We start from the raw sequence: 12,339 nt of genomic DNA, 5'->3' as shown, positions 1-12,339 counted from the left end.
CCTCGCTGTGGCTGATGAGCCACACCCACGAAGCCTGGATCAGTAACAACAAGGGCTGGATGAACCTGGTACGCCGCACCCGCTGGCACATCAGCGGCTTGCAAGGCCTGGATTACAAACACTCGTATTTGATCACCAGCAACCACCAGAGCTGGGTCGACATTCTGGTGCTGCAATACGTGCTCAACCGGCGCATCCAGCCACTGAAATTCTTCCTCAAGCAGGAGCTGATCTGGGTCCCGGTGATTGGCCTTGCGTGGTGGGCGCTGGGCTTTCCGTTCATGAAACGCTACTCCAAGGCCTATCTGGAAAAACACCCGGAGAAGAAAGGCAAAGACCTGGAAACCACGCGCAAGACCTGCGCGAAGTTTCGCGACAACCCGGTGGGGATTTTCAACTTTGTCGAAGGCACACGCTTCACCGAAGGCAAGCACGCGCAGCAGCAATCACCGTTTAAATACCTGCTCAAGCCCAAGGCTGGCGGCATCGCCTTTGTGCTGGACGCGATGGGTGAGCAACTGGAGTCGATCGTCAACGTGACCATCCACTACCCGGGCGGGCGTCCAGGGTTCTGGGATCTGTTGTGCGGCAACGTGCGCGACGTGGTGGTGCACTTTGAAGAACTGAAAATCCCGCCGGCCTTCATCGGCAAGAACTACGACCAGGACGGCGAATACCGTCTGCAGTTTCAGGGCTGGATCAACCAGCTGTGGCAGGACAAGGATGCGCTGCTGGAGCAGATGCACCGCGAATTCCCGAACCGGCACTAACCTTGTGGGAGCTGGCCTGCTGGCGATGGCCGAGATCAGCAAGCATCACTGGTGAATGACATAGCGCCATCGCTGGCAGGCCAGCTCCCACAAAAACAAGATCAAAAGATCGCACCTGCGGCAGCTCCTACAGGGAAGATAATACAACCCGCACGCGGCGCATGCCGCCCCACTCCAGGATGAGCGCAAGCTCGGCTGCAGCTCTTGATCTTGATCCACGGGCGACGTCGGAAGGCTGAGCGAAGGGATTGATCCGGGGGTGGGAGCGCAGCGACCGTTTGGCGCAGCCAAACACAGCGAGAGGAGGTGCAGCGAAGCAAACCGTAGGCGCTGCCCCCCGGATCAATCCCGCAGCGAAGGGACCCCGAGCCCCAGCGAGCGGGCCGAACGCAGGAGCAAGCCTTTTGGGTTACCTTTTCGGCGTTTGGAAAAGGTGACTCGCCGTAAGGGCGAAACCCTAAGCAGCCGTTACCGCAGCAACGGATATGTACTCAATCAACAAGAGCATGGTCGGCCCAAAAGCCGCCATCGCCGAAAACCAAATCGCCCCCAATAAAAAAGCCCGCCGATGATCACTCATCCGCGGGCCTTTCATTTCCGGCTAACGCTTAAATCGCGCCACGCTTGCGCAGCAGATCCAACACCTGCTTGACGCTCTCTTCCAGCGACAGCGACTGCGTGTCGATCACCAGATCGGCATTCAGCGGCACGTCATACGGGAACGACTCACCCGGAATATTATCGCCACCCGCAGCATACAAGCCTTGCGGATCACGCTCGGCACACACCGCCGGCGAAGCCTGCACATAAACCGTCAGCAGACGCTCCTTGCCGATCAGCTCCCTGGCCTGCTCGCGACCTTCAGCACTCGGCGCAACAAACGCCGCCAGGGTCAACAGACCGGCTTCGTTGAACTGACGCGCCACATGTGCGGCACGACGCCAGTTCTCGGTACGACCGGCACGATCCTGCGGCAGACCTTTGTTCAGGTCGTGACGCAGATTCTGACCATCCAGCACAAACACCGCACGGCCCATGTCGAACAACTTGCGCTCGACCGCATAGGCCAGCGTGCTCTTGCCCGCGCCCGACAGACCGCTGAACAGCACGGTAGCCGGTTGCTGGCCAAAGCGCTGGGCACGTTCTTCGGTAGCAACGTGGGCCAGTTTGCCGTGGTGGGTGGCCGTGCCGTGGCTCAGTGGCTGAGCGACGATCATGCCGGCGCCAACGGTGCCGTTGGTCAGACGATCAATAACGATGAACGCGCCGGTGGTGCGGTTGCTGTCGTAACCGTCGAGGGCGATCGGCGCGTCGAGCGCGACCTTCACCTTGCCGATTTCGTTGAGCTGCAACGCGCTCGCCGGACCTTCTTCAAGGGTGTTGACGTCGACCTTGTTGACGATGCTGGCAATCGAGCCGGGCACGTAACTGGTGGCGCGCTTGATGTCGTATTTCTTGCCCGGCAACATCGGCTCTTCAGCCATCCACACCAGCATCGCTTCGAAGCTGTCGGTGACCGGCGGCACGTTGTCGGCATGCACCAGCAAGTCGCCACGGGAGATGTCGATTTCGTCTTCCATGGTCAGCGTCACCGCTTGACCAGGACCGGCCTGCTCCAGCTCACCTTCGAAGGTAACGATGGATTTGACACGGCTGCTCTTGCCCGACGGCAGCACCACCACTTCGTCGCCCTTGTGCACGATGCCGCTGGCGAGGGTGCCGGCGAAGCCGCGGAAGTTCAGGTTCGGACGGTTGACGTATTGCACCGGGAAGCGCAGATCGGTGAAGTTGCGATCGCCCGACACCTCCACGGTCTCGAGAATTTCCATCAGCGACTGGCCCGTGTACCACGGCGAGCGCTCGGACTTGTTCACCACGTTGTCGCCCTTGAGAGCAGACATCGGCACGAAGTGCATGCTGGTCGGCTTCATCTTCAAGCCTTCGGCGAACTTCAGGTAGTCGGCCTTGATCGACTCGAACACGCCTTCATCGAAGTCTTTCAGGTCCATCTTGTTGATGCGACGACGATGTGCTTGATGCCGAGCAACGAGGCGATGAAGCTGTGGCGACGGGTCTGGGTCTGCACGCCGTAACGGGCATCGACCAGAATGATCGCCAGGTCACAGGTGGATGCACCGGTGGCCATGTTGCGGGTGTACTGCTCATGGCCGGGGGTGTCGGCGATGATGAACTTGCGCTTGGCGGTGGAGAAATAGCGGTAGGCGACATCAATGGTGATGCCCTGCTCACGCTCGGCCTGCAGGCCGTCGACCAGCAATGCCAGGTCGATGTCGTCACCGGTGGTGCCGACTTTCTTCGAATCGCGGGTAATGGCTTCCAGATGATCTTCGTAGATCATCTTGGAGTCGTGCAGCAGGCGCCCGATCAGGGTACTTTTGCCGTCGTCGACGTTACCGCAGGTCAAAAAGCGCAGCAGCTCTTTACGTTCGTGCTGGCCCAGGTAGGCGAGGATGTCCTCGCTGATCAAATCAGATGCGTGCGACATGACAACCCCTTAGAAATAGCCTTGACGTTTTTTTATCTTCCATCGAGCCGGCGCCATCGTGGTCGATGACCCGGCCCTGGCGCTCGGAAGTTCGCGTCAGGAGCATTTCCTGAATGATGTCCGTGAGGCTTTCGGCCTCGGACTCCACCGCGCCCGTCAACGGGTAGCAGCCAAGGGTACGGAAACGCACTTTCTTTTTGACGATACGCGCCTTGTCCTCGTCGGACAGATGCTCAAGGATGCGCTCGTCGTCGATCATGATCAGGGTGCCGTTCTTCTCGATCACTTCGCGTTCGGCGGCGAAGTACAGCGGCACGATCGGGATGCCTTCGAGGTAGATGTACTGCCAGATGTCCAGTTCGGTCCAGTTCGACAACGGGAACACACGAATGGATTCGCCCTTGTTGACCTTGCCGTTGTAGACGTTCCACAGCTCCGGACGCTGATTCTTCGGGTCCCAGCGATGCTTGCTGTCGCGGAACGAATACACGCGCTCCTTGGCGCGGGACTTCTCTTCGTCACGACGGGCACCACCGAACGCGGCGTCGAAACCATGCTTGTCGAGTGCCTGCTTCAGGCCCTCGGTCTTCATGATGTCGGTGTGCTTGGCGCTGCCATGGGTGAACGGGTTGATGTTCTGCGCCACGCCATCGGGGTTGATGTGGGTGATCAGGTCCAGGCCCAGCTCTTCGACCATCTTGTCGCGGAACTTGTACATCTCCTGGAATTTCCAGCGAGTGTCGACGTGCATCACCGGAAACGGCAGTTTGCCCGGGAAGAACGCCTTGCGTGCCAGGTGCAGCATCACGGCGGAGTCTTTACCGATGGAGTACAGCATCACCGGGTTGTCGAACTCGGCGGCCACCTCGCGGATGATGTGGATGCTTTCCGCCTCCAGCTGTTTCAGATGCGTCAGTTTGTCGACCATGGCTACTCACGAAAGCTTTCTTATGAACGGCCAGCGGGCCGTGTTCGAGCGGGGAATCCTAGCACAGCGCCCTCTTCTAATCAGGACGCCAACTAGATCGAAAGGGCATATGAATATGCCCACCAGTTTGCCCCACTAACCCTGTAGGACAGCATCTCAGATCAGGCTCGCCGGGAGTCGTCAGATCGGGTTCGGGCAGTCGATGAAGATGTGTTCCAGAGCAAAACGTTTTGCCAGGTAGTCGCCCAGCGCCTGCACTCCATAGCGCTCGGTGGCATGGTGGCCGGCGGCGATGAAGCTGATGTCGTTTTCCCGGGCGCTGTGGAAGGTCTGCTCGGAGGCTTCGCCACTGAGGAACAGATCAACGCCCGCCGCCACGCCCTGATCGATATAGCCCTGCCCGCCACCAGTGCACCAGCCGACCCGGCGAATCATCGCACTGCCTTCGACCAGCAGTGGCTCGCGCCCCATGACATCCTGAACCTTGCGCGCGAAATCACGCGGGGTCATGGGCTCGTTCAACGAGCCGACCAGCCCGACGATCTTCAGGTTGTCCGGGTCCAACGGCCCTTCGACGGTGATGTCCAGTTGACGCGCCAGTTGCACGTTGTTGCCAACCTCCGGGTGCAGGTCCAGTGGCAGGTGATAAGCGAGCAGACTGATGTCGTGCTTGAGCAGGGTCTTCAGGCGGCGCTGCTTCATGCCGGTGATGCACGGGTTTTCGCCTTTCCAGAAATAGCCGTGATGCACGAGTATCAGATCGGCTTCGGCTTCCACTGCAGCATCGAGCAAGGCCTGACTGGCGGTGACGCCACTGACAATGCGCATCACCTGCGGACGACCTTCGACCTGCAGGCCATTGGGGCAATAATCGGCGATTTTCGCACTGCCGAGGTAACGGTCGGCTTCTTCGACCAGGGTGCTGAGGGCGACAGCCATGAAAGACTCCTAAATATCCCGTTCAGAGGCGCGCGCGGCCTCGTATAATGCGCGACATTATCGGCGGTCTGCCCCCGCCTGCAACTTTTCCAGGACGTGCTTAATGCTCAAGGCGCTGCGTTTTTTTGGCTGGCCGCTGTTGGCCGGCGTGCTTATCGCTCTGTTGATTATTCAGCGTTACCCGCAGTGGGTCGGGCTTCCGAGCCTCGACGTCAACCTGCAACAGGCCCCGCAAACCACCAGTGTGCAGCAGGGCCCGGTGTCCTATGCCGACGCGGTGACCATCGCCGCACCGTCGGTGGTCAACCTCTACACCACCAAAGTCATCAACAAACCGGCGCACCCGCTGTTTGAGGACCCACAGTTCCGGCGCTTCTTCGGTGACAACTCGCCGAAGCAGAAACGCATGGAATCGAGCCTCGGTTCCGGCGTGATCATGAGCCCGGAAGGCTACATCCTGACCAACAACCACGTAACCACCGGCGCCGATCAGATCGTGGTGGCACTCAAGGATGGGCGCGAAACCCTCGCCCGCGTCATCGGCAGCGACCCGGAAACCGACCTCGCGGTGCTGAAGATTGACCTGAAAAACCTCCCGGCGATCACCGTCGGCCGCTCCGACAACATCCGTATCGGCGACGTCGCGCTGGCCATCGGCAACCCGTTCGGCGTCGGCCAGACCGTGACCATGGGCATCATCAGCGCCACCGGGCGCAACCAGTTGGGCCTGAACAACTACGAAGACTTCATCCAGACCGACGCGGCGATCAACCCGGGCAACTCCGGCGGCGCACTGGTCGATGCCAACGGCAACCTCACCGGCATCAACACCGCGATCTTCTCCAAGTCCGGCGGCTCGCAGGGCATCGGTTTTGCGATCCCGGTGAAACTGGCGATGGAAGTGATGAAGTCGATCATCGAGCACGGTCAGGTGATACGTGGCTGGCTCGGTATTGAAGTGCAGCCGCTGACTCAGGAGCTGGCCGAGTCGTTTGGCCTGTCCGGGCGTCCGGGAATTGTCGTGGCGGGAATCTTCCGCGATGGCCCGGCACAGAAGGCCGGCCTGCAGCTGGGTGACGTGATTCTGAGTATCGACGGCGAACCGGCGGGTGATGGCCGCAAGTCGATGAACCAGGTGGCGCGGATCAAGCCGACTGACAAGGTCACGATTCAAGTGATGCGCAATGGCAAGGAGCTCAAGCTGACCGCGGAAATCGGCCTGCGTCCACCGCCGGCGCCGGTCAAGGAAGAAGAGTAAACACCAACCCAAAAACACTGTGGGAGCGAGCTTGCTCGCGAAGAGGCCGGCACATTCAACATCGTTATTGAATGGCCAAGCGCTTTCGCGAGCAGGCTCGCTCCCACAGGTTCAGCGGCGGTTTAGAGGTCGCCGAGGCCGTCGATCAGCGCCTGATTCTGCTCCGGCGTACCGATCGAAATCCGCAGGAACTGGGCAATCCGCTCCTGCTTGAAGTGACGCACGATCACGCCCTGCTCGCGCAGCCTGGCCGCCAGCCCTGCCGCATCGTGTTGCGGGTGACGGGCAAAGATGAAGTTCGCCGCCGACGGCAGCACTTCGAAACCCTTGGCCTGCAACTGCGCAATGACCCACTCGCGACTTTCGATGACCAGACGGCACGTCTTGTCGAAGTACTCGCGATCCTCGAACGCGGCCGCCGCCCCGACAATCGCCAGACGATCCAGCGGATAGGAGTTGAAGCTGTTTTTGATTCGCTCCAGCGCTTCGATCAGATCCGGATGACCCACCGCCAGGCCGACACGCAGTCCGGCCAGCGAGCGCGACTTGGACAGGGTCTGGGTCACCAGCAGGTTCGGATAACGATCCACCAGGCTGATCGCCGTTTCGCCGCCGAAGTCGATGTAGGCCTCATCCACCACGACCACCGAATCCGGGCTGGCCTGGAGGATCTGCTCGACCGCTTCCAGTGCCAGCAGGCAACCGGTCGGTGCGTTCGGGTTGGGGAAAATGATCCCGCCGTTGGGTTTGGCGTAGTCCGCCGGGTTGATCTGGAACTGTGCGTCCAGCGGCACGGCGTCGAACTGGATGCCGTACAGACCGCAATACACCGGATAGAAGCTGTAGCTGATGTCCGGAAACAGCAGCGGCTGCTCGTGTTGCAGCAGACCGTGGAAAATGTGCGCGAGCACTTCGTCCGAACCGTTGCCGAGGAACACCTGATTGCTCTGCACGCCGTAGTAGTGGGCGACGGCGGTTTTCAGCAGATCGCTGTTCGGGTCCGGGTACAGGCGCAGATTGTCGTTGAGCTCGGTCTGCATCGCCGCCAGGGCTTTGGGCGACGGGCCGTAAGGGTTTTCGTTGGTGTTGAGCTTGACCAGTCTGGTCAGCTTCGGCTGTTCGCCCGGCACATACGGCACCAGATCCTTGACGAACGGGCTCCAGAATTTACTCATGTTCAATTCCCCTTCACTTCGTCTTTGATGCGGTATTCGGCACTGCGGGCGTGCGCGCTCAGGGATTCGCCACGGGCCAGCACGGACGCGGTCTTGCCCAGCTCGGAAGCACCGGCCTCGGAGCAGAAGATGATCGACGAACGTTTCTGGAAGTCGTACACCCCCAGTGGCGAGGAGAACCGCGCAGTGCCGGAGGTTGGCAGCACGTGGTTCGGGCCGGCGCAGTAGTCGCCCAGCGCCTCGGAGGTGTGACGGCCCATGAAGATCGCGCCGGCGTGACGGATCTGCGGCAACCACGCTTGTGGGTCAGCGACCGACAGCTCTAGATGTTCCGGGGCGATGCGGTTGGCGACTTCGATGGCTTGCGCCATGTCACGCACGTGAATCAGCGCACCGCGACCATTGATCGAAGTTTCGATGATGGCCGCGCGGTCCATGGTCGGCAGCAGTTTGTCGATGCTCGCCGCGACCTTGTCGAGGAACTCGGCGTCGGGACTGACCAGAATCGCCTGCGCGTCTTCGTCGTGCTCGGCCTGGGAGAACAGGTCCATGGCGATCCAGTCCGGATCGGTCTGGCCGTCGCACACTACGAGAATTTCCGAGGGGCCGGCGATCATGTCGATGCCGACCTGACCGAATACGTGGCGTTTGGCAGTGGCGACATAGATGTTGCCCGGGCCGACCACTTTGTCCACCTGCGGCACGCTTTCGGTGCCGTAAGCCAGTGCGGCAACCGCTTGTGCGCCGCCAATGGTGAACACCCGGTCAACGCCGGCAATGCACGCCGCCGCCAGCACCAGCTCATTGATTTCACCGCGCGGGGTCGGCACCACCATGACCACTTCGGCCACGCCGGCAACCTTGGCCGGAATCGCGTTCATCAACACCGACGACGGGTATGACGCCTTGCCGCCCGGCACGTACAGGCCGGCGCGATCCAGCGGCGTAACCTTCTGGCCGAGCACGGTGCCGTCGGCCTCGGTGTAGCTCCAGGAGTCCTGTTTCTGTTTTTCGTGGTAGCTGCGCACCCGCGCCGCGGCTTTTTCCAGCGCTTCGCGCTGTGCCACGGTGATGCGAGTCAGGGCCAGTTCCAGACGCTCGCGCGGCAGGATCAGGTCAGCCATCGAGGCGACTTCGAGACCGTCGAATTTCTGGGTGAACTCGACCAGCGCGGCGTCACCGCGTTCGCGCACCGCCTTGATGATGTCCAGCACGCGCTGATTGACCGAGTCGTCAGACACACTTTCCCAGCTCAGCAGATGATCCAGATGATGCGCGAAATCCGGGTCAGCAGCGTTGAGTCGGCGAATTGCAGTCGGTGCGGTCATAGCGAGAGCCTCATAGGAATGGCAAAAACTCAGGCGCCCTAACTTAGCAGTCGTTTCCGCTTGGGCACCTGAGATTCTGGCTATGAGGCGGATAGACGGGCGCGACTCAAGGTCGCGCAGGTACATCAGCCGCGGTGTCGCGATTCCACTGCCGTGCGCAGGGTATCGATCAACGCCTGGATTCGGGCGTGTTGCATCTTCATCGAAGCCTTGTTGACCACCAGGCGCGAGCTGATCGTCGCGATCAGTTCCTGAGGTTCCAGGCCGTTGGCGCGCAGTGTGTTGCCGGTGTCGACCACGTCGATGATCTTGTCGGCCAGACCGATCAGCGGCGCCAGCTCCATCGAGCCGTAGAGCTTGATGATGTCGACCTGACGGCCCTGCTCGGCGTAGTAGCGCTTGGCAACGTTGACGAACTTGGTCGCCACGCGCAAACGGCCCTTGGGCTCGGCTGCGCCGATCTTGCCGGCCGTCATCAGCTTGCACTGGGCAATCTGCAGATCCAGCGGCTCGTAGAGGCCCTGGCCGGTGTATTCCATCAGCACGTCTTTACCGGCGACGCCGAGGTCGGCCGCGCCATGCTCGACATAGGTCGGCACGTCGGTGGCACGCACGATCAACAGACGTACGTCATCCTGAGTGGTGGGGATGATCAGTTTGCGGCTCTTGTCCGGATTCTCGGTCGGCACGATGCCGGCTTCAGCGAGAAGCGGCAGGGTATCGTCAAGGATGCGGCCCTTGGACAGTGCGATGGTCAACATGGGAAACGTCAGTCCTTATCAAGGTACTCATGTCCGGTCGCAATCGGCGCCGGACACACATCGAGCCGGATACCGGCTCGACTCGAAACAAATTCAGTGGACACCTCCCTGTGCCCAGTGCAGCGACTAGCCCGGAACGCGACGGATCTTGGCGCCCAGCATCTGCAGTTTTTTCTTCGATGCACTCGTAACCACGGTCGATGTGGTAGATGCGGTCGATCAGGGTATCGCCTTCGGCCACCAGGGCCGAGATGACCAGACTCGCCGAAGCACGCAGGTCGGTGGCCATCACTGGCGCGCCCTTCAGCACTTCAGTACCGGTGACGATCGCAGTGTTGCCTTCGACCTGGATTTTGGCGCCCATGCGGTGCAGTTCGTACACGTGCATGAAACGGTTTTCGAAGATCGTCTCGATTACCGCACCGGTGCCTTCGGCAATGGCGTTGAGCGAGATGAACTGCGCCTGCATGTCGGTCGGGAACGCTGGATACGGTGCCGTGCGCACGTTGACCGCTTTCGGGCGCTTGCCGTGCATGTTCAGCTCGATCCAGTCTTCACCGCTGGTGACTTCAGCGCCGGCTTCACGGAGCTTTTCCAGAACGGCTTCGAGGATGGTCGGATCGGTGTCCTTGACCTTCACACGGCCACCGGTGACCGCTGCGGCCACCAGGTAGGTGCCGGTTTCGATACGGTCAGGCATGACTTTGTAGAAGCACGAGCCCAGGCGCTCGACGCCATCGATGGTAATGGTGTCGGTACCAGCGCCGGAAACCTTGGCGCCCATGGCGTTGAGGAAGTTCGCCAGGTCAACCACTTCCGGCTCGCGCGCAGCGTTCTGCAGCACGCTGCGACCCTTGGCGAGGGCTGCAGCCATCATGATGTTTTCGGTACCGGTCACACTGACGGTATCGAAGAAGAAGCTTGCGCCGCGCAGGCCGCCTTCAGGCGCCTTGGCCTTGATGTAGCCGCCTTCGACGTCGATCACCGCGCCCATGGCTTCAAGACCACGGATGTGCAGGTCAACCGGGCGCGAACCGATGGCGCAACCGCCAGGCAGGGCGACTTCGGCTTCACCGAAACGGGCAACCATCGGCCCCAGAACCAGGATCGAGGCACGCATGGTTTTCACCAGTTCGTACGGCGCGATCAGGGTCTTGATGGTGCGTGGGTCGATTTCAACGCTGAGTTTCTCGTCGATCACAGGCTCGATGCCCATGCGACCGAACAGCTCGATCATGGTGGTGATGTCGTGCAGGTGCGGCAGGTTGCCAACGGTCACCGGGCCATCGCACAGCAGGGTGGCGGCCAGAATCGGCAGGGCGGAGTTCTTCGCCCCGGAGATACGGATTTCGCCATCAAGACGAACGCCACCGGTAATAATCAATTTATCCATAAGAATCTCGACGCCCTAGGGCTCAGGTGCGCTCGGCCCAGGCCGCGCTGCTGAAAAATTTCATAGTGACCGCGTGGATGCTGCCATCAGCGATCCAAGGGTTCAAATGGGCATAGATGCTTTGCTGACGCTTGACCGGGCTCAACGCCGCCAGTTCATCACTAATCACGTTCAGCTGGAAGTTGCAGCCTTCGCCTTCAACTTCCACCTGCGTTCCTGGCAGCTTTCCTTCAAGGAAGCTCTTCACTTCTACGGCCTGCATGCTCAACCTCAATCGGCGCCCTGTGCGCACGGGTCGGACATCATACAAAAAAGCCCCGCGCCTGCGAACCCCGCATTGGCAGGACTCTGACGGGGGGCTTGTTTGTCGATGCGGGTTCAGGGGTGCGCCAGCAACTCGGTCAGTTCGCTGACCTGAGCGATTTCGCGCATGTCTTCCGGCATCGCGCGGATGCTGACGGCCTTGCCGGCCGCCCGGGCATCGCGCATGAAGCACAGCAGCAAGGACAAGCCGACGCTGCTGGACTTCTTCACTGCCGAACAATCAATCACCAGCGATGCCGCCTTGCTGGACTTGATCAGCGCCTGGCCTTCCTTGCGCAGGTCGGGGCCTGTGCGATAGTCCAGCACTCCGCTGAGCAATAGCTCGTCGACATCACTCATACGAACTGCCGCCTCATTCATTGCGCTGGCTTCTCGGCAGCTTTCTCGGTGGTTTCCTTGGCCTTGGCCACTTCGCCAGCCCAATTGTTGATGGTCTTGTCCAGATCGTTGCCATTGCGCTGCATCGCATCCGCGAACTGATCACGGAACAGCTTGCCAATGTTGATGCCGTTAATGATCACGTTGCGCAGCTTCCACTCGCCGTTGATCTTCTCCAGCGTGTACTGCACCGGATAGATCGCGCCGTTGCTGCCCTTGACGGTCATGCCGACGCTGGTGCGATCGCCCGATTCATCCTTGGCCGGATCAACCGTGATGCCCTGATTGTTGTATTCGAGCAAGGCATTGCCGTAGAACTGGAACAGGCCTTTCTTGAAGTTTTCCTGGAAGGTCTGCATCTGCGCAGGCGTGGCCTTGCGCGAATACTTGACCGTCATGATGCTCTTGGAAATGCCCTCGGCATCCACTACCGGGCCGACGATGTTGTTCAACGCGGCATAGAAATCAGCCGGATCCTGCTTGTATTTCGCTTTGTTGGCCGACAGGTCGGCCAGCATCCGGTTCGTGGTGTCCTGAACCAGATCGTGCGCCGATTGCCCGGGGCGCAGCGTTAGCCAG

The 12,339-nt window shown here is 60.6% G+C and carries 9 protein-coding genes and 3 pseudogenes; 2 read left to right on the top strand and 10 right to left on the bottom strand.

Annotated features, from left to right (window positions below; translation table 11 throughout):
- Nucleotides 1-770: acyltransferase (locus tag HT737_RS20255; RefSeq protein ID WP_182403866.1), on the top strand; the 770-nt coding region annotated here is incomplete at its 5' end.
- Nucleotides 771-1,378: 608 nt separating this feature from the next.
- Here the strand turns inward: HT737_RS20255 and cysN are convergent.
- The 3 genes and pseudogenes from cysN to HT737_RS20240 all read right to left on the bottom strand — a co-directional run bounded on the left by cysN (nt 1,379) and on the right by HT737_RS20240 (nt 5,143).
- Nucleotides 1,379-3,276 (bottom strand): annotated as a pseudogene (gene cysN, locus HT737_RS20250) (sulfate adenylyltransferase subunit CysN).
- A 9-nt stretch (nt 3,277-3,285) separates the two neighbouring features.
- A pseudogene (gene cysD / locus HT737_RS20245) lies at nt 3,286-4,204 on the bottom strand (sulfate adenylyltransferase subunit CysD).
- A gap of 180 nt (nt 4,205-4,384) precedes the next feature.
- Nucleotides 4,385-5,143 carry a Nif3-like dinuclear metal center hexameric protein gene (locus HT737_RS20240; RefSeq protein ID WP_047291328.1) on the bottom strand — a complete coding sequence of 253 codons (759 nt, stop codon included), beginning with the start codon at nt 5,141-5,143 and terminating at the stop codon, nt 4,385-4,387.
- Nucleotides 5,144-5,246: 103 nt separating this feature from the next.
- Between HT737_RS20240 and algW the strand changes: the two genes are divergently transcribed.
- Nucleotides 5,247-6,401, top strand: a complete 1,155-nt coding sequence (gene algW / locus HT737_RS20235) for a Do family serine endopeptidase AlgW (RefSeq protein ID WP_041072868.1) — start codon at nt 5,247-5,249, stop codon at nt 6,399-6,401.
- A gap of 122 nt (nt 6,402-6,523) precedes the next feature.
- Here algW and hisC read toward each other — a convergent pair whose 3' ends face one another.
- The 7 genes and pseudogenes from hisC to HT737_RS20200 form a co-directional block, all read right to left on the bottom strand.
- Nucleotides 6,524-7,576, bottom strand: coding sequence for a histidinol-phosphate transaminase (hisC, locus tag HT737_RS20230; protein WP_182403862.1), 1,053 nt, complete (start codon nt 7,574-7,576; stop codon nt 6,524-6,526).
- A gap of 2 nt (nt 7,577-7,578) precedes the next feature.
- Nucleotides 7,579-8,904 carry a histidinol dehydrogenase gene (hisD, locus tag HT737_RS20225; protein ID WP_095667485.1) on the bottom strand — a complete coding sequence of 442 codons (1,326 nt, stop codon included), beginning with the start codon at nt 8,902-8,904 and terminating at the stop codon, nt 7,579-7,581.
- 125 nt (nt 8,905-9,029) lie between these two features.
- The gene (gene hisG, locus HT737_RS20220) at nt 9,030-9,665 is read right to left on the bottom strand and encodes an ATP phosphoribosyltransferase (RefSeq protein ID WP_041072861.1); all 636 of its coding nucleotides are present in this window, start codon (nt 9,663-9,665) and stop codon (nt 9,030-9,032) included.
- Nucleotides 9,666-9,791: 126 nt separating this feature from the next.
- A pseudogene (gene murA, locus HT737_RS20215) lies at nt 9,792-11,058 on the bottom strand (UDP-N-acetylglucosamine 1-carboxyvinyltransferase).
- Between the two features lie 22 nt (nt 11,059-11,080).
- Nucleotides 11,081-11,320, bottom strand: coding sequence for a BolA family protein (locus tag HT737_RS20210; RefSeq protein WP_007953556.1), 240 nt, complete (start codon nt 11,318-11,320; stop codon nt 11,081-11,083).
- Between the two features lie 116 nt (nt 11,321-11,436).
- Complete coding sequence (locus HT737_RS20205; RefSeq protein ID WP_041072857.1) at nt 11,437-11,742, bottom strand: lipid asymmetry maintenance protein MlaB; 306 nt, start codon at nt 11,740-11,742, stop codon at nt 11,437-11,439.
- Nucleotides 11,739-12,329, bottom strand: coding sequence for a phospholipid-binding protein MlaC (locus HT737_RS20200; protein ID WP_306287241.1), 591 nt, complete (start codon nt 12,327-12,329; stop codon nt 11,739-11,741). The genes HT737_RS20205 and HT737_RS20200 overlap by 4 nt, the downstream gene beginning before the upstream one ends.
- Nucleotides 12,330-12,339 lie beyond the last annotated feature (10 nt).

The organism is Pseudomonas sp. MD195_PC81_125 (assembly GCF_014060985.1).
GTDB classification, from domain to species: domain Bacteria; phylum Pseudomonadota; class Gammaproteobacteria; order Pseudomonadales; family Pseudomonadaceae; genus Aquipseudomonas; species Aquipseudomonas parakoreensis.
Note: the sequence above shows the minus strand (reverse complement) of the source record. Positions and strands in the feature narration are given on the sequence as shown.

Excerpts from the sequence above, each read along its gene's own strand:
- HT737_RS20240 (WP_047291328.1), bottom strand. The coding sequence starts at position 5,143 with ATGGCTGTCGCCCTCAGCACCCTGGTCGAAGAAGCCGACCGTTACCTC.
- algW (WP_041072868.1), top strand. The coding sequence starts at position 5,247 with ATGCTCAAGGCGCTGCGTTTTTTTGGCTGGCCGCTGTTGGCCGGCGTG.
- hisC (WP_182403862.1), bottom strand. The coding sequence starts at position 7,576 with ATGAGTAAATTCTGGAGCCCGTTCGTCAAGGATCTGGTGCCGTATGTG.
- hisD (WP_095667485.1), bottom strand. The coding sequence starts at position 8,904 with ATGACCGCACCGACTGCAATTCGCCGACTCAACGCTGCTGACCCGGAT.
- hisG (WP_041072861.1), bottom strand. The coding sequence starts at position 9,665 with ATGTTGACCATCGCACTGTCCAAGGGCCGCATCCTTGACGATACCCTG.
- HT737_RS20210 (WP_007953556.1), bottom strand. The coding sequence starts at position 11,320 with ATGCAGGCCGTAGAAGTGAAGAGCTTCCTTGAAGGAAAGCTGCCAGGA.
- HT737_RS20205 (WP_041072857.1), bottom strand. The coding sequence starts at position 11,742 with ATGAATGAGGCGGCAGTTCGTATGAGTGATGTCGACGAGCTATTGCTC.